This is a genomic window from Actinophytocola xinjiangensis (assembly GCF_001921215.1).
Lineage (GTDB): Bacteria > Actinomycetota > Actinomycetes > Mycobacteriales > Pseudonocardiaceae > Actinophytocola > Actinophytocola xinjiangensis.
This window is the reverse complement of the sequence record NZ_MSIF01000006.1, coordinates 139916-157765: the sequence shown is the minus strand read 5'-3', so window position 1 is coordinate 157765 and position 17850 is coordinate 139916. Positions and strand designations below refer to the sequence as shown.

The 17850-nt window shown below is 72.6% G+C and carries 10 protein-coding genes; 9 read left to right on the top strand and 1 reads right to left on the bottom strand.

What is annotated here, in order from left to right; all coding sequences use genetic code 11:
- Positions 1-7 precede the first annotated feature (7 nt).
- Positions 8-3388, bottom strand: coding sequence for a non-ribosomal peptide synthetase (locus tag BLA60_RS15275; protein WP_075133531.1), 3381 nt, complete (start codon positions 3386-3388; stop codon positions 8-10).
- A 266-nt stretch (positions 3389-3654) separates the two neighbouring features.
- On the opposite strand from BLA60_RS15275, the gene BLA60_RS15270 reads away from it, so the two are divergent.
- From BLA60_RS15270 to BLA60_RS15230, 9 genes are all read left to right on the top strand, one after another.
- Positions 3655-4899 carry an MFS transporter gene (locus tag BLA60_RS15270; RefSeq protein WP_075133530.1) on the top strand — a complete coding sequence of 415 codons (1245 nt, stop codon included), beginning with the start codon at positions 3655-3657 and terminating at the stop codon, positions 4897-4899.
- Between the two features lie 157 nt (positions 4900-5056).
- A complete protein-coding gene (gene hypE, locus BLA60_RS15265; RefSeq protein WP_075133529.1) occupies positions 5057-6082 on the top strand; it encodes a hydrogenase expression/formation protein HypE in 1026 nt (341 codons plus the stop codon).
- Between the two features lie 10 nt (positions 6083-6092).
- Positions 6093-8444, top strand: a complete 2352-nt coding sequence (hypF, locus tag BLA60_RS15260; RefSeq protein ID WP_075133528.1) for a carbamoyltransferase HypF — start codon at positions 6093-6095, stop codon at positions 8442-8444.
- Positions 8445-8455: 11 nt separating this feature from the next.
- Positions 8456-9796, top strand: coding sequence for a PLP-dependent aminotransferase family protein (locus tag BLA60_RS15255; protein ID WP_211288736.1), 1341 nt, complete (start codon positions 8456-8458; stop codon positions 9794-9796).
- Between the two features lie 19 nt (positions 9797-9815).
- Complete coding sequence (locus BLA60_RS15250; protein ID WP_075133526.1) at positions 9816-10412, top strand: HD domain-containing protein; 597 nt, start codon at positions 9816-9818, stop codon at positions 10410-10412.
- A gap of 83 nt (positions 10413-10495) precedes the next feature.
- On the top strand, positions 10496-11149 hold the full coding sequence (locus tag BLA60_RS15245) for an HAD family hydrolase (protein WP_075133525.1): 654 nt from the start codon (positions 10496-10498) through the stop codon (positions 11147-11149).
- Between the two features lie 48 nt (positions 11150-11197).
- Positions 11198-12331: a Rossmann-fold NAD(P)-binding domain-containing protein gene (locus BLA60_RS15240; RefSeq protein WP_075133524.1), complete on the top strand. Its 1134-nt coding sequence runs from the start codon at positions 11198-11200 to the stop codon at positions 12329-12331.
- Positions 12324-13415, top strand: coding sequence for a glycine oxidase ThiO (gene thiO, locus BLA60_RS15235; RefSeq protein ID WP_075133523.1), 1092 nt, complete (start codon positions 12324-12326; stop codon positions 13413-13415). The genes BLA60_RS15240 and thiO overlap by 8 nt, the downstream gene beginning before the upstream one ends.
- Entirely contained in the window at positions 13412-17824 is a 4413-nt protein-coding gene (locus tag BLA60_RS15230; RefSeq protein ID WP_075133522.1) for a condensation domain-containing protein, read from the top strand. The genes thiO and BLA60_RS15230 overlap by 4 nt, the downstream gene beginning before the upstream one ends.
- Positions 17825-17850 lie beyond the last annotated feature (26 nt).

Below are 17850 nucleotides of genomic sequence, written 5' to 3'. Positions count from 1 at the left end.
CCCGGCGTCAGTCGCCGAGCAGCTCCGCCGCCTCGGCGGGCGACATCCGCCGCACCCGGAGCACCAGCTCGGCGACCCGGTCGACGTCCACCCCGTCGCGGCGCCCCTGGGCCCTGACCAGGCCGGCGAGGTCGGCCACGGTCGGGGCCTCGACGAAGAAGTGCAGCGGCAGGTCCATCCGGAACAGCTCCCGCACCTGGGACACCACCACGGTGGCGAGCAGGGAATGACCGCCGAGGGCGAAGAAGTCGTCGCGGACGCCGATCTCGGCGATGTCGAGAACCCCCGCCCAGATCCCCGCGAGCACCGACTCCAGGTCGTCGGACGGGGGCACGTGGGTCGCGCCGGACGGCGTGAGCCCCGGGTCGTCGGGCAGGTTCGACCGGTCGACCTTGCCGTACGCGGTCAGGGGGAACGCGTCGAGCAGCACGAACCTGGCCGGCACCATCGGCCCCGGCAGCAGCCGGGTCAGGTGGCCACGCAGGCTGTCGACGCCCAGCGGCCCGGGCACCCGCGCGGTGACATAGGCGACCAGTCCGAGATCGTCCCGGGCCAGCGGCCTGGCCACCACCACCGCTTCGGCGACCTCCGGATGACTCCGCAGCGCCGACTCCACCTCGCCCGGCTCGACGCGGAAACCCCGGATCTTGATCTGTTGGTCGGCCCGCCCGAGGAACTCCAGCACCCCGTCACCCCGCCAGCGGGCCCGGTCACCTGTGCGGTACAGCCGCTCCCCACGAGCGAACGGGTGCGGCACACAACTTTGCGCGGTCAGGCCGGGACGGTCGAGGTAGCAGCGGGCGACCTGGACCCCGCCGGCGTACAGGTCGCCCGGTACGCCGATTTGCTGCGGCCGCAGCAGCTCGTCGAGCACGTACAGGTCGGCGCCGGGAACCGGGCCGCCGATGGGAACCGGGTCCGGCACGGGGGAGCGGACCTCGTACTCGGCGACGTTGATCGTGGCCTCGGTCGGCCCGTAGGAGTTGTACAGGCCGACGTGTGGAGCCGCCTCGATCAGCTGCTCGCCCAGCGCTGCCGGCAGCTCCTCACCACCACAGACCATCAGCCGCAGGGTGCGGGCCGCCTCAGCGAACCCGGGTGCCGCCAGCATCGGGCGCAGAGCAGACGGCACGAAGAAGCAGGTCGTCACGCGGTGGCGGGTCATCAGGTCGAAGACGTGGCCGGGGTCGGACTGCCGGCCGGGGTCGGCCAGCACCAGCAGGCCACCGCTGAACAGCGACACCAGCAGCTCCCACATGGCGGTGTCCGAACTCATCGGGGTCTTGTGCAGGACGACGTCCCGCCGGTCGATCCGGAACACCGTGCACATCCCGCGAACCCGGTTGGCCAGCGCCTGACGGGTGATCACGACGCCCTTCGGCCGGCCGGTCGATCCCGACGTGTAGAGCACGTAGGCGGCGTTGTCCGGGTGCGCCGGCGGCTCGTCGAGGTCGTTCCGGCCGTGCTCCCCGTCACGCTCGTCGGGCATGACCGGGACCAGGACCGAGTCGGGCACGGAGAGCCGGCCGGCGGTCGTTGGGTCGGCCAGGACCAGCTTCGGTGCGGCGTCGGTGACCAGCCACCTGAGGCGCTCGTCGGGATGCTCAACCTCCAGCGGGACGAACACCGCCCCGACCCGCAGCACCGCGAGCAGGCTCACCACCAGGTCCAGACCGCGTGGCAGGCACACGGCCACCCGGTCCTCCGGCCCGGCACCGAGCCGGCGCAGCCGCCGGGCGAGCCGGTCGGTCCGGTCGGACAGCTCGGCGAAGCTCACGGTGTCCGACCCGGCGACGACCGCGGTGGCGTGGGGCGTGGCGCGCACGTGGTCGGTGAACCAGTCCAGCGGCGGCCGGACCGGGCAACCGGGTTCGGAGGCCACGCCGAACCCGCGCACCACCGTGTCCCGGTCGGTTGCCGGCATGACGGGCAGGTCGTGCGGGGCGGTGTCGGGGTCGGCGAGCGCGGCGGCCAACACCTCGTGCAGCGCCACCGCGATCCGCTCGGCGGTGTCCCGGTCGAACAGGTCACGGGAGTAGACCAGCCAGCCGGACAGACCGCCCTCCGGCACCGGCGTGAGCTCGACGGTCAGGTCGAAGTCGGTGCCCGCGGTGGGCAGGTCCCGGACCTCGACGTCCAGCTCCGGCAGCCGCACCCGACCGGCCGGGACGTTGCCCAGAGCGAGCATCACCGTCAGCAGGCCGGCGGTCCCACCCCGGCGCTCGACGCCGACCTCCCGCATGACCCGCTCGAACGGCACCTCCTGATGTTCGTAGGCGTCCAGGCAGGTGGCGCGGGCGAGCCCGATCAGTTCGCGGAACGTCGTCGCCCCGGCGGTCCGCAGCCGCAGCGGGACGGTGTTGACGAAGAACCCGACCAGCTCCTCCAGCTCCGGCCGGTCACGCCCGGCGACCGGGGTGCCGAGCAGCACGTCGTCCTGACCCGACCAGCGCCGCAGCACCACGGCGAACGCCGCGAGCAGCACCATGAAGGGGGTCGCCTCGGCCGAGCGGGCCAGGGTGTCGAGCTGGGTGACCGTCCCCGGCGACAGCGGCAGCGCGACCGAGTCGTACCCGCAGGTCCGCTCGGACCGGCGCGGTCGGTCGGTCGGCAACGTCAGCGGCCGGGCACCGGCGAGCGTGGCACGCCAGTGGGCGAGGTGCTCGGTGGCGGCCGTACCGGTGAGCCTGTCGCGTTGCCAGTGCGCGAAGTCCCCGTACTGCACCGGCAGCGGCGCCCGCCGGGGAGGGTGCTCCCGTACGGTCGCCGAATAGGTCTCGATCACCTCGTTCACCAGCACACCGATGGACCAGCCGTCGACCACGATGTGGTGCACGCACAGCGCGAACACCCATTCGTCGGCCACACCGGTCCCGCGCGGCCGCCACAGCCCCGCCCGCAGCAGCGGGGGAGCGCCCAGGTCGAACGGCCGGCTCGTCAGCCGGGCGACCCGGTCCGGCACGTCGTCGGCGTGGATCTCCTCGACCGGCAGGTCGATCCGCACCGTCGCGGCGGGGCGCACGACCTGGGTCAGGCCCAGTTCGGGCGTGATCTCGAAGCCGGTGCGCAGCACCTCGTGCCGGTCCACCGCGTCGGTCAGGGCGGTACGCAACGCGTCGACCCGGAGCCGGCCCGTGATCCGGGCCTGGAACGGCATCAGGTAGGTGACCGCGTCCGGCGCCAGCTCCTGGCGGTAGTAGAGCCGTTCCTGCCCCGGCGACGCGGGGAAGCGGTTGACCCCGGCCTCGCGCGGTCGTGGCGGGATCCGGTCCCGGGCCGCCGCCCGCTTACCGGCCAGCCGCAGGCTGAGCAGGGCGCGCCGCTCGGGGGACAGCTCGTCCACCGCGCGCCGCAACGCCGTCGCCTCGTCCGGCGCGTCGTCTGCCATCGAGGTCTCCTGTTCGCGGACACGGGATCTCCACGGCCGATCGTGCCGGCCCGGGGCGTGGCGCGAGAGTCGGGGGAACGCCCGACATCGCGGGTGTTCGACTCGCCTTCCCGGCGGGCGATGCTATGCTTTCCCGCGTTGTCCTCACGGGAATTGATGGGAGGCGGTAACGATGGACCTGGTTGATGTCATGCGTTTCCGCACCAGCAGGAGGCCGACCGCCGCCTGAGCGGAAACGACGCTTCGTTTCCGAAGGTGGAAATACTGTGTTTCGGCGTACCACGGCGTCCGACAATTCCGCGCCCGCGCTCGATCGCTCGTTCTGGAAACTGTTCGCAGCGTCCGCCACGGCCACCAGTGCCGATGGAATCACCAAGATCTCGCTGCCCCTGCTCGCCGCGTCGCTGACCGACGACCCCCTGCTCATCTCCGGCCTCACCGCGTTCGCGTTCCTGCCGTGGCTGCTGTTCGGCCTGCCGGGCGGGGCGCTGGTGGACCGGCTGGACCGTCGGCGGGCCATGTCGACCGTGAACATCATGCGGGCCGCCCTGCTCGGTGCCCTCGTCCTGCTCGTCGTCGCCGGTGTGGGGAACATCCTGGTGCTGTACGTCACCGCGTTCGCGCTCGGGCTGTGCCAGGTGGTGTACGACTCGGCGGTCCGCGCCATCCTGCCCCAGGTCGTCGACCGCCGCGGCCTGGACCGGGCCAACAGCTGGCTGACCGTCGAGGAGACCGTCGGGCAGAGCTTCGTCGGACCACCGGTGGGCGCGGCGCTCTTCGGCTGGTTCCGCGCCGCCCCGTTCATCGGCACGGCGATCGGGTTCGCGGTCGCCGCGATGCTCGTGCTCGCCGTCCCCGGCCGGTTCCGGGCCGAGCGCACCGAGCCGACGACCCTGCGCGCCGACATCGGCGAGGGACTGCGCTGGCTGTGGCGCCACCCCGTGCTGCGCGGTCTGACCATCCTCAGTGGACTGATCGCGGGGTTCATGTCCATGGCCACCTCGCTCACCGTGCTGTACGCCCTGGACACCCTGCACCTCACCCCGTCGCTCTACGGCGTCCTGTTCGTCGCCATGGGTGTCGGCGGCCTCGCGGGGTCCGCCGCGGTCGGGCCGTTGACCACCCGCCTCGGCCGGCCGCGGGCGATCATGGTCGCCGTCGCGATCGCCCCGGTGATGTTCGTCCTGCTCGGCACCGTCACGAACCTGTGGGCGGCCGGCGTGTGGTTCTTCGGCGTCGCGGTGGGCGTGACGATGTGGAACGTGCTGTCGATGTCGTTGCGGCAGGCGATGATCCCGGACGGGCTGCTCGGCCGGGTGCTCGGCGCCAACCGGGTGGTGCTGTGGGGCGGCATCCCGCTCGGCGCCCTGGCCGGTGGCGTGCTGGCCGGCCACACCAGCGTGTCCACCGCGTTCGCCGTGTCCGGCCTCGCCCAGCTCGTCGTCGTGGTCCTCATCCAGCGGCTCGTCCACCGGCACCGACGGCTGGTCGTCGACTCCTTCGACACCTGACAGGTCCGCCCTGTCAGGGCTTCGCCCGACTGTCCCGAGCCGCGCGCCGGATGGGACGTTCGTCGGGCGGCGAGCGCACGGTCTCGCCCGGGACTGTCCACATGGGACGTACCGCGCACGGAATCGGAGCGCCGATGAGCAACTGGCTGGACCGCCGATGCTGAACACGACCATCGCCGACCAGGAGATCGTCCTCGACCACGGCACCGGTGCGCGGCTGAGCCGGGAGCTGGTCGAGCTCACCGCCGAGTTGCTCGGCGACGTCTACGTCGGCGAGATGGAGGACAGCGCGATCGTGCGGACGGCCGGCGAACAGCTGGCGATCACGACCGACTCGTTCGTCGTCGACCCGCCGTTGTTCGGCAACGGGGACATCGGCAAGGTGGCGGTCTGCGGCACGGTCAACGACCTGGCGGTACTCGGCGCCGAGCCCCGGTACCTGACACTGGGCGTCATCCTGGAGACCGGACTGCCGCTGTCCAGGTACGCCACCGTCCTGCGGTCGGTCGGCGAGGCGGCACGCGAGGCCGGCGTGGTGATCGTCGCCGGCGACACCAAGGTGGTGCGGCCGGGCGAGGCCGACCAGATCTACCTCAACACGGCGGGCATCGGCGTGTTCCGGCGCCCGCCGTTGCGCATGGCCCACGTGAGGGCCGGCGACAGCATCCTGCTCACCGGACCCATCGGCAACCACACCGTGCACCTGCTGTCGGTGCGGGAAGGGCTCGGGTTCGAACGCGACGTCCTGAGTGACTGCGCGCCGCTGAACGGGCTGATCGCCGACGTGTCGCGGTCGCCGTTCGGCCAGGCGGTGCACTCCATCCGCGACGTCACCCGGGGCGGGCTCACCGCGGTCATGCACGAGTACGCGCGGGCGACCGGGCTGACACCCCACCTGGTCGAGGAGGCGCTGCCGATCGAGCGAGCGGTCCGGATGGCGTGCGACATGCTCGGCATCAACCCGATGAACGCCGCCAACGAGGGCTGCCTGTGCCTGTTCGTCCAGCAGGCCGCGGCCGACGGCGTGCTGGAGGTCCTGCGCGGCCACCCCTACGGACGCCAGGCGGTGATTGTCGGGACGATGGTCGAGGGCGAGGGTGGCGAGGTGCGTGTCACCAGGCCGGACGGGCGCGTCGACCTCCTCGACGAGCTCCAGGGCGCCGAACTGCCCCGACTGTGCTGACGGGCCCGACATGACCGTACGGTCCGAACGCTGGCTGATCCGCGTCCACGGTCTGGTGCAGGGCGTCGGCTTCCGGCCGTTCGTGCACCAGCTCGCCGAGACGCACGGCATCACCGGCTGGGTGCTCAACGACACGCTGGGAGTCCAGGCCGCGGCCTATGGCCCGCCGCCGGCGCTGGGCACCTTCCTCGCCGCGCTACGCGAGCAGGCACCGCCACTGGCACGCGTCGACGAGACCCGCGTCGAGCACCGGGAGCCCGTCGACGAGGCGCCGGCACGCTTCGAGATCCGGCAGAGCGAACGCGCCGGCCGGACCGACACGGTCGTTGCCCCGGACGCGCACATCTGTGACGCGTGCCTGCGCGAGGTGTTCGACCCCACCGACCGCCGCCACCGCTACCCGTTCACCAACTGCACCCACTGCGGACCGCGGTACTCGATCATCCGCGGGCTCCCCTACGACCGTGCCGAGACCTCGATGGCGTCGTTCGCCATGTGCGAGCGGTGCTCCACCGAGTACCACGACCCGCTGGACCGCCGATACCACGCACAGCCCAACGCGTGCCCCGACTGCGGCCCACAGGTGACGCTGTCCGGCCCCGAGGGACCGCGGGCCACCGGCGACGAGGCCGTGACGGCGGCCGTGGCCGCGCTCGCGGCCGGCCGCGTCGTCGCGGTCAAGAGCGTCGGCGGGTACCACCTGGCCGTCGACGCGCGCGCCGAGGCGGCGGTCGCCCGGCTGCGCCGGCGCAAGAAGCGCGACTGGAAGCCCTTCGCCGTGATGGCCGCCGACCTGACCGCGGTCGACACCGTCGCCGATCCCACCCGGGCCGAGTCGACGCTGCTCACCTCGCCGGCCCGCCCGATCGTACTGCTGACCAAGAGGCGCGGGGCGCTGCCAGAGACGGTCGCACCGCGCAACCCCAAGCTCGGCGTGATGCTGCCCTGTTCCCCCCTGCACCACCTGCTGCTGGACCGCCCCGGGCTGGACGTCCTCGTGATGACGAGCGCCAACATCTCCGGCCAGCCGATCGTCTACCGCGACCTGGAGGCGCTCACCGACCTGTTCGAGGTCGCCGACCTCGTGCTGCACCACGACCGGGACATCGAGGTCCGCGTCGACGACTCCGTCGTGCTCTGCGCCGAGCACCCGGACCTCGCCGAGCCGTTGACCATCTTTCTGCGCCGCTCCCGTGGATACGCGCCGTACCCGGTCCGGGTCGCCGAGGAGCAGGAACCGGTCGTGGCGTTCGGTGCGGAGCTGAAGACGACGATCGCGCTCGCCGACGGCACGGCGGTCTACCTCAGCCAGCACATCGGCGACCTCAAGAACCACCAGACCGCCGACTCGCACGGACAGACCGCGACCCACCTGACCGGGCTGTACGAGTTGCGGCCCCGCTACGTCGCCTGCGACCTGCACCCGGACTTCCGCACCACGCGGTTCTCCGCCGCCACGCCGGCGGAACGGGTGTACCCCGTCCAGCACCACCACGCGCACATGGCGTCCTGCATCGCCGAGAACCGGCTGTCCGGTCCGACTCTTGGCGTCGTGTTCGACGGCGCCGGCTACGGCGTGGACGGGACGGTCTGGGGCGGCGAGTTCCTGGTCGGCGACGTCACCGCGGTCGACCGCGTCTCGTGGCTGCGCCCGACCCCGCTGCTGGGTGGCGACCGAGCGGTGCGCGAACCCGTCCGGTCCGGCTTCGCCTTCGCCCTGGACGCGCTGGGCGACGACGACGCGGTGACCGCGGCCTTCCCGGTGCTGGGGCGGCTGGCGCGGCGGGAACGGCACGTGTTCGGCGTCATGTTCCACCGGCGGATCAACGCGCCGCTCGCGTCGAGCATGGGCCGGCTGTTCGACGCCGTGGCAGCACTGCTCGGGATCTGCTCGCTCGCCGAGTACGAGGCGCAGGGCCCGATCGAGCTCGAGGGCCTGCTGGAGCGCGACCTCACCCTCGGCGAGGGATACCCCTTCGGTGAGCTGACCGGCCAGGACGGCACGCGGGTCGATCCCCGGCCGGTGATCCGGCGGGTCGCCGAGGACCTGGCCGCCGGCGTCGACCTCGCCGAGATCAGCCGCCGGTTCCACACGGCCGTCGTGGACATGGTGGTACGGCGGTGCACCGCACTGTCGCGGGTGCACCGCACCGATCAGGTCGTGCTCTCGGGTGGGGTGTTCCTCAACGAGTTCCTCGCCGTCAACTGCCTGGTTGAGCTGCGCCGCGCCGGGCTCGCCGCGTACGGCCACCGGTTGGTGCCCTGCAACGACGGCGGCATCTCGCTCGGCCAGGTCACCGTGGCCAGCTCCCGGATCGGGGCCGAGCGGGGAAGCGAGAAGAACGGACCGAGGACCGACTGATGGAGGAACCCGTGCTCGAGCTGACGGATGTGCTGCGCCTCCTGGAGGACCACGAGCGGAGCGCGGACCGGGCACTGAGCATGGTGCCCTCGGAAGCCGCGATGTCGGGCATCGCCAAGCTGCCGTTGCTGCTCGACGTGTACCACCGGTACTTCTTCAACGAGGGTGGCGACCCGGCGAGCTGGCACTTCCGCGGCGGACAGAACCTGCGCGAGCTGGAGACGGACCTGACCGTGCCGTTGCTGGCCGAGCTGGGCAGGGCCGGTCGGGTGTCCGTGCGACCGTTGAGCGGGCTGGGCACGATGACGCTGGTGCTGGCCTCGCTCGGCGGACCACCCGGCTCGGACGTCATGACGCTGTCCCCGGACGTCGGCGGCCACTACGCGACCGCGCGGCTCGCGACCCGGTTGGGCCTGCGGGTCCACGAGCTTGGCGGCCCCGATCCGCACGGGCTCGACCTCGAGCACGCCCGTGAGCGGTTGGCCGCGGTGCGGCCCGCGCTCGTCTACGTGGACCAGTCCCACTGCCTGTTCCCCGTCGATGTGGCGAGTCTGGTCGAGACGGTGCGGCGGGCCTCGCCCGGTACCCGCGTGCACATCGACACCAGCCAGTGGCTCGGACTCGTCCTGGGCGGCGTGTTCGACAACCCCCTCGACTGCGGCGCGGACAGCTTCGGCGGCTCCACGCACAAGACCTTCCCCGGCCCGCAGAAGGGCGTCTTCCTGACCCGTGACCCGCGGGTCGCCGAACAGGTCGAGGAGACCCAGGAGTACCTGATCAGCAGCCACCACTTCGCCGCGACGATCAGCCTCGGCATCGCGCTGCTGGAGTTCCGCCGGTTCGGTGCCGAGTACGCGCGTGCCGTCGTGGACAACACCCGCCGGTTCGGCGCGCTGCTGACCGAGCGCGGCCTCACCGTGATGGCCGCGGACCGCGGTTACTCCGCCGGGCACCAGCTGTGGCTGGACACCGACGCGGACGGCGTCGCGCCCCGAGTGGCCAGCGACCGCCTCTTCCGGGCCGGACTCCGGGTCAACTTCATGGGCGGTCTGCCCCGGGTCGCGGGCCAAGCGGTCCGCATCGGGCTCAACGAGCCCACCTACCGCGGACTGGCCGGGCCCGAGCTCGACGAGCTCGCCGACGTCTTCACCGCCGCGGTACTGGCGACCGAGCCGCCGGAGACACTCGCCGCCCGGGTGGCCCGGCTGCCCCGGCGTGCCCGGTACGGCGAGGCGGCCGACCCGCGGTCGCCGCTGGTGCGCCGGGCGCTGGCGCTGTGCGCCGCCGCGCTGTCCCGCCGGGGTGGTGAGGTGCCGGCCGAGCTCAGCGTGGCGTCCATCCGGAACGAATGACCGCACGAAGGGAGACTCCATGGAGCCCGAGCTGCCCGCGTTTCCCCGGACACCGGCCTGCGCCGGTGCCCGGGAGGTCGCCGAGAAGTACTGCTCTGTGGCGCTGCTCAACCACTGCCTCCGTTCCTACCTGTGGGCCGCGGCCCACGGTTCACGCGAAGGCGTGCCCTACGACCCCGAGCTGTTGTACGTCGGAGCCCTGCTGCACGACATCGGACTGGTGACCGAGTTCGACAGCCACGCCCTCGGGTTCGACGACGTGAGCGGCCACGTGGCCTACGTGTTCTCCGCCGGAGCGGGCTGGCCGGAAGCCAGGCGTGCCCAACTGGTCGACGTCGTGCTCAGCCACACCTGGGACGTGGTCGACGTCGACGTGCATCCGGAGGGGTTCCTGCTGGAGCGGTCCACCAGCATGGACATCTCCGGCCGGTACATGGACGACTTCTCCGCCGGGTTCAAGGCCGGCGTGCTGGACCTGCTGCCCCGGGCGGGCATCGCGAAGGAGTTCCTGGCCTGTTTCCGGGACCAGGCCGACCGAAAGCCGGCCAGCTCTCCCGCAAGAGCCCTCCGCGACGGGCTCGCCGACGGAATTCTCGGCAACGCGCTCGACCGCTGAGTTGTCGGGAGAAGTACCGACGTACCAACGACCTCTCGACGGTGCAGATTGAGAACGAACCACAACCAGGACGAGGAGACGACATGTCGGGCGACGCGGAACACGAAGCTCCGGTACGCCTGGTGGTGTTCGACCTCGACGGCGTGCTGGTCGACACGCAGTACGCCGAGGACGTCGCGCTGGCCCGGCTGGGCCGGCGGATGGGTCTGCTGCTCGGCGACGAGGAGGCGGGGGAGCTGTTCTCCGGCAAGCGGCTCGCCACCTGCATCGAACTGCTGGAGACCCTCTCCGACCGCCCCGCCCCGGCGGACGCGGTCGAGTTCGTGCGCACCGAGTGCGAGCGGATCCTCGGCCCGCGGATCGACCCGGTGGACGGTGTCGAGGAGGCCCTGCGGCGCATCACGGTGACCAAGTGCGTCGCCTCCAACAGCCCACGTGACCTGATCGAGCGCCGCCTCCGGGCGAGCGGGCTGCTCGACTACTTCGAGGACCGCCTGTCCTCGGCCTACGACGCGAACGTCTGGAAGCCCGATCCCGGCCTGTTCCTGTCCGCCGCGGCCGACCACCAGGTGCTGCCGTCGGGGTGCACGGTCATCGAGGACAGCGCGGTCGGGGTACGGGCCGGTGTGCGCGCCGGAATGCGGGTTCTGCAGTTCACGAACGGCCGGGCGGTCGCGGCGCACAGCGACGGCGTCGTGACCTTCGCCCACATGGCGGAGCTGCCCAGCCTGATCTGACGGCGAGCAGCACCCCACTCGGAGTGACCTATCGAGAGAGGAGGGGGCATGCGGAAGATCATGATCATCGGAGCGGGCGACCTCGGCCGGCGCGTGTGCGGCGAGCTCGCGCACCGCGACCGGCGCTGGGAGGTCCGTCTCGTCGGTCGCACCGAGGACGCGTTGCAGCGAGACGTCAACCTGATCCGCTTCAGCGCCCTGCAACAGGGATGCCGAAGCCGGGTCGACTACGCGCTGACCGACCTCGACGACGTCGCCAGGACCGCCGAGGTGATCGCCGAGTTCGCGCCGGACGTGGTGTTCCTCGCCGCCAGCCTGCAGTCGTGGTGGGTGATCACGACGCTGCCGGCCGAGCGGTTCCAGCGGCTCTACGCCGCGAACTTCGGTCCCTGGCTGCCCATGCACCTGGTACCGGTGCACAAGGCGATGCGGGCCGTCCGGGCGGCCGGGTCCCAGGCGGTCGTGGTGAACGCCGCGTACCCCGACGTGGTGCACCCGGTGCTGGCCACCGCCGGGCTCGCGCCGCACGTCGGGATCGGGAACGTCGCGAACAACGTTCCGGCGCTTCGCCACTCGGCGGGCACGATCCTGGGCACCGACCCGGCGGACGTGGACGTCCGGCTGGTCACTCACCACTACGTCAGCCACCGGCTCTCGCGGACGACCGACATCAGCCCGACCCAGCTGCGGATCGCGATCCTGGCCGAGGGTCGGGACGCCCTGCCGGACATCGGGCTGTCCCGGCTGCTGAAGCCGCTCACCACCGAGTACCGCCGTACGGGCGGTATGGCCGGCCAGGCCATGACCGCGGCGTCGGCCATGAGCGTGCTGGTCCCGTTGCTGGAGCAGCGCGAGGCCGTGGTGCACGCGCCCGGCCCGCTCGGTCTGCCCGGCGGCTACCCGGTCGCGGTCGGGTCGGGGCCGGTCCGACTGGCGCTCCCTTCCGGCATGACCGAGCAGGAGGCCGTGGACGTCAACCGGAGCGGCCAGGTCGAGGACGGAGTCCGCGCGATCGGCGACGACGGGACCGTGCTGTTCGAAGAGTCCACAATGGACGTGATGCGCCGCGAGCTCGGCTACGACTGCACCACCATGCCGTTGTCCGAAGCCGAGGATCGCGCGCGGGAGCTGGGCACCCGGTTCGCGCGGTACCGGGAGAACGGCTCCGTTGGCCGTGTCTGACCTCGCGGTGGTCGGGGCGGGGCCGATCGGCCTGGCGGTCGCCTGGCGGGCGGCCCGGCGCGGCCTGGCGGTGACGATGTACGACCCGGAACCGGACGACTCGGGGGCCTGGTACGCCGCGGCCGGCATCCTGGCGCCGGTGTCCGAGGAGACCGTCGGCGAACCGGAGCTGACCGGCCTGCTGGTGGACTCCGCCGCGTCCTGGCCGGCCTTCGCCGCCGAACTGGAGGCCGCCACCGGGCTGGACATCGGCTACCGCGCCGAAGGGACCCTGGTCGTGGCGCTCACCGCCGGCGATCGGGCCGAGGTGCTGCGGCTGCGCGACCACCAGACCGGCCTGGGGCTGCCGGCACGCCAGCAGACCGCCGCCGAGCTGCGTGCGCGTGAGCCGTCGCTGGCGCCCCGGCCGCACGGCGGCGTGTACTCCTCCGGCGACCGGCAGGTGAACCCCCGACGGATGGTCGTCGCGTTGCGTGCCGCCTGCCGGTCCGCCGGCGTGGTCGTCGAGCACACCCGGGTGACCGACCTGGCGGACCTGCCGGCCGCGCGGGTGGTGGTCGCTGCCGGCTGTGGCTCGGCCGCGCTGACCGGCCTACCGGTTCGCCCGGTCAAGGGGCAGGTCCTACGGCTGCGTTCCCCGGGCCGGGAGGCACCGGGCCTGCGGCACGTGGTCCGCGGGTACACCGACGGGCGCGCGGTCTACGTGGTGCCCAGGCTCGACGGGGAGGTGGTCGTCGGCGCCACCATGGAGGAGCGGACCGACCACCTGGCGACCGCGGGTGCCGTGCTGGAGCTGCTGGGCGCCGCGACCGCGCTGGTGCCTGAGCTGACCGACTACGAGCTGACCGAGGTGTGCGTCCGGCACCGGCCCGCGACACCGGACAGCGCCCCGATCCTGGGCCCGCTCCCCGGGCAGCCGCGGGTCGTCGTCGCCACCGGCCACCACCAGAACGGGATCCTGCTCACCCCGCTGACCGCCGACCTGGTGGTCCGGGCGCTGGTGGAGCCCGTCCCGCCGGCACGGTTCGAGACGTTCGGACCGGCCCGGTTCGGCGTGCCGGCGGTAACCAGGGGGTCCGGATGACAGACCAGGCGGTCGTGGTCGACAGCTCCTTCGCCCAGCACAGCATCTGGCTGCACCACCAGCTGCACCCCGACCAACCCACGTACAACATCCCGGTCGTCGTGCGGCTGCGGGGACCGTTGCGGGTCGACCTCGTCGAGCGGGCGCTGGCGCTGCTGGTCGAGCGGCACGAGGTGCTGCGCAGCGTCTTCCAGCTCCACGAGGATGACCTGGTCCAGGTCATCCAGCCGCCCGTGCCGGTGACGCTGTCCGTGACACCGGTCGCTCCGGACACCGTCTCCGACATCGTCCGCGCCGAGGCGACCGCGCCCTTCGACCTCGAGCGGGGCCCGCTGCTGCGGATGCGCCTGCTGCGGCTCGACCAGACCGAGCACATCGCCGTGCTGGTGATGCACCACATCATCACCGACGCCGTGTCGTCGACGGTCCTGCTGCTCGAGCTCACCGCGGCCTACGCCGCTCTGTCCGCCGGCCAGGCGCCGGACCTGCCGGAGCTGCCCATCCAGTACGCGGACTTCGCGGCGTGGCAGCGGAACCTGTTGCAGGGTCCCGCTCTGCACTCGTTGAGCGGCTACTGGAGCGACCGGCTGGCGGGGGCCGTGCCGCTGGAACTGCCGACCGACCGGTCACCACGCCAGGCCGCGACCGGCCGCGGCGGCTCCCACCGCTTCACCCTGCCGAGCCACCTCGTCGACCGGTTGGAGCAGCTGGCCCGCGCGCGTAGGGCCACCCTGTTCATGGTCCTGCTGGCCGGTCTCGACCTGCTGCTGACCCGCTGCACGGGGCAGCACGACATCACCGTGACGACACCCGTCGCGGGGCGGACCAGGCCGGAACTGGAAGGACTGATCGGCTACTTCGTCAACCCGGTGTTCCTCCGGGTGGACACCGGCGGCGACCCCACCTTCGCGGACCTGCTCGACCGCGTCCGGACCACCTGCGCCGAGGCGTTCGACCACCAGGAGCTGCCCTTCTGGCTCGTGGTCAACATCCTGCGCCGGCAGGCCAACCGCGGCACGGACACGTTGCGGCGTCAGGTGATGCTGTCCCTGCAGAACGCGGGGCGGGCACCGCTGCGCGCGGCCGGCCTGGTCGTCGAACCGATGGAGGTCGACACCGCGACGGCCAAGGCCGACCTCCTCCTGGACTTCGAGCCGGGGCCCGACCACTACGCCGGCCGGATCGAGTACAGCACCGACCTGTTCGACGCGGACACCATCGCCGGCCTGGCGCACCACCTCCGGCTCGTCCTCGAGGCGGTGGCCGAGGACCCGCGTCTCCCGGTGTCCGGGGTGCCGCTGGCCTCGGCGGCGGAGCGGCAGGAGATCCTGGCCCGCTGGCGGGCCGGCACCGGAGACCCCGTGGAGCCTGGGACGCCGGCGTTCCACACGCGCTGGGCGCGGGAACGGCCGGACGCGCTGGCGGTCGTCCACGGGGACGAGGTGACCGACTACGCCTCGCTGGCCGAGCGGGTCGCGGACAGGACGGCCCAGCTCCGGGCGCACGGCCTGCGGCGGGGGAGCACCGCCGTTCTGCTGCTGCGACCCGCCACCGAGCTGGTGGTGACCCTCCTCGCGGTGATCGAGGCCGGTGGCATGTTCCTGGTGCTCGATCCGGCGCAACCCATCGCCCGCGTCCGGGAGGCGGTCGACGCCGCGAACCCCGCGCTGGTCGTCGGCGAACCGGACGACACACGGCTGGCGGACCTCGGCATCCCGATCCTCGGCACCCACCCGGCCGCCCCGCGTCCACCCGACGAGGTCGCCCAGCACTCACCCGACGAGGTCGCCCAGCTCCGCCACACACCCGTCGGGGCGGGACGGCACGTGCTCGTCCCCACCACACGGGCCCGGCTCGCCGGCGACGCGGCGGCGACGGCCCAGGCACTGCGACTGCGAACGAAGGACCGATGCCTGGCCGCCGTCCACGGCCCGGAGGTCCTGTCCGGCGACATCCTCGCCGTGCTCGCCGCCGGTGCCACCCTCGTGCTGGCGGCTGCGGACGGCGCCTGGTCCTGGGCGGACGTGGCCGAGACCGGCGCCACCCACGTCCTGTCGGCCCGACCCATGCCCCCGTCGCACAGCCCGGACGGCCACCCGCTCGTCCCCACGCACCTGCGCGAGGTCGTCCTGAGCTCCGACCCGGTCCTGTCCGCCGCCGACACCCACTGGTGGCGATCATGGCCCGGACGGCTGGTCCGCCTGCACCGCTTCGCCGGCACCGGGGCGGTCGCCGTAGGGCCGGTCGACCTCGACCACGACCCGGCGTCCGCGCGGCGCTCCAGCGGTCGTCCCTCGTCCGGCCGGCGGTGGTACGTGCTGGACCGCGACCTGCGACCACTGCCCGGCGGTGTGGTCGGTGAGCTGTACGAGGACGAGCCCGGCGGCGCGGTGGCGCTCCGGCACGAGCCCCGGCTCACCGCGGCGACGCTGGTGCCCAACCCGTACGGAGACCGGCCGGGCAGCCGGCTCCACCGTACCGGCGACCGCGTCCGGTACCGGGCGGACGGATCCCTGGAACTGGTGGGGCGGGTGGACCGGCTGCTCGACCTGGCCTGGCGCCGAGTCGACCCCGAGGAGGTGGAGCTCGCACTCCTGGCCCTGGACGGCGTGGCCGGCTGCACCGTGACGCCGGCGGCCGGCACCAGCCGGCTCGTCGCCTCGGTCCTGCCGGTGCCCGGCACGGAGGTGGACGTCCCGGCGATCCACGAGGAGCTCCGCCGGCGGCTGCCCCCGCACCTCGTCCCGGAGATCGTCGTGCGCGACGAGGAGACACCGGCCGGCGGCACGCTGGGGAACGCCGGCTGGGTGGATCGGCTGGTCAGCGAACCGTACGTGGCACCGCGGACCCCGTTCGAGGAGCGGATCGCGCGGATCTGGACGGAGCTGCTGGACGTGAGCGTCGTCGGCGTGCACGACAACTTCTTCGACCTCGGTGGCCAGTCGCTCGCGGCGGTCCGCGTGGCCACCCGGCTGCGCGAGGCGTTCGGCGTCGAGGTGGCGGTGGCCGGCGACCTCTACGCCGACTTCACGGTCGCGGCGGTGGCCAAGCTCGTCGCCGAACGCGTCGCCGCGAACCTCGACACGAGGCGTGCCGGGCCGGTCGAGCCTGGACATCCCCTGGTCGTAGGCCCACGCGAGTCCGGTCGGACGCGTTTCCGGGCCGCACCCGCGCAGGATGGTGTGTGGGCGAGGTTGACACCCGAGGCTCCTCCGCCGCTGGTGCTCAGCGGTGTCCGGGTGCGGGGCGCGCTCGACGTCGAACGTCTGGAGCGGGCGTTCGCCTCGGTGGCGGCGCGGCACGAGACGCTGCGCAGCACCCACCGCGAGGAGACCGGAGGCGAGCTGGTCCAGGTAATCTCGCCCGACGCGCGGATCCCGTTCACGGTCCGGGGCGCGGACCCCGACGACTACCCGAAGATCGTCCGGGAGGAGGTCGACCGCGGGTTCGACCTCGAGAACGAGGTCCCGGCCCGGATCGTCGTGCTGCGCTTCGCCGAGGACGACCACGCCGTGCTGGTCGTGCTCCACCACCTCATCGGCGACGGGCAGACCGTCGAGATCCTGGCCCGCGACACCTGGGCGTGCTACGTCGGCCGAGAGGCCATGCTGCCCGAGCTCCCGGTGCGGTTCGCCGAGTTCGCCCGGTGGCACCGCGAGGTGCTGGAGGGGCCGCGTGGCGCCGAGCAGATCCGCTACTGGGTCGACCGGCTCGCGGGGGCGACCCCGGGGACGATCCCGAGTGACCTGACGCCGTCCACGGGATCCTGGTCACCCGCGGCGATGCTGGAGACACCGATCCCGCCGCACACGTTCCACGCCGTCGTCCGGCTGGCCGCCCACCACCGGGTCACGCTCTACCTGGTCGGTCTGACCGCGCTGAGTGCCGTGCTCGCCCGCGCGACCGGTGACCGCGAGATCTGCCTGCGCGCACCGGTGTCCTATCGCGACGACTCGCGGGTGCAGGACCTCGTGGCCGACTTCTCCAACGACGTCGTCATCCGGCTGGACCTGTCGGGCGAGCCCACCTTCGCCGACCTGCTGGGTCAGGTCGAGGAGGTCACGGCCAGCGGGTTCGCGCACCGCGAGCTCCCGCCACACCTGCTCGAACCCCACCTGCCGGACCCCGGCCTGCTGTCCCGGTTGTCCGGAATCCAGTTCACCACCGAGCGGGAGATGACACCGGCGTTCGCGGTGGACGACCTGTCGGTCAGCACCTACGCCCCGATGTTCCCGTACGCCTACCGTCCACTGAGGATTCGGCTCAGGTACGGCGGGGACCGGCCGAAGTGCCTGTGGAACTACCAGCAGGACCTGTTCTCGCGCGAACGGATCGAGCGGCTCGCCACCGACTTCGTGGACATCCTCGCGGAGCTGACGACCGACCTGTCGCATCGGGTCGTCCCGTGAGCCCAGGAGTCGGGGATTCCCCCGAC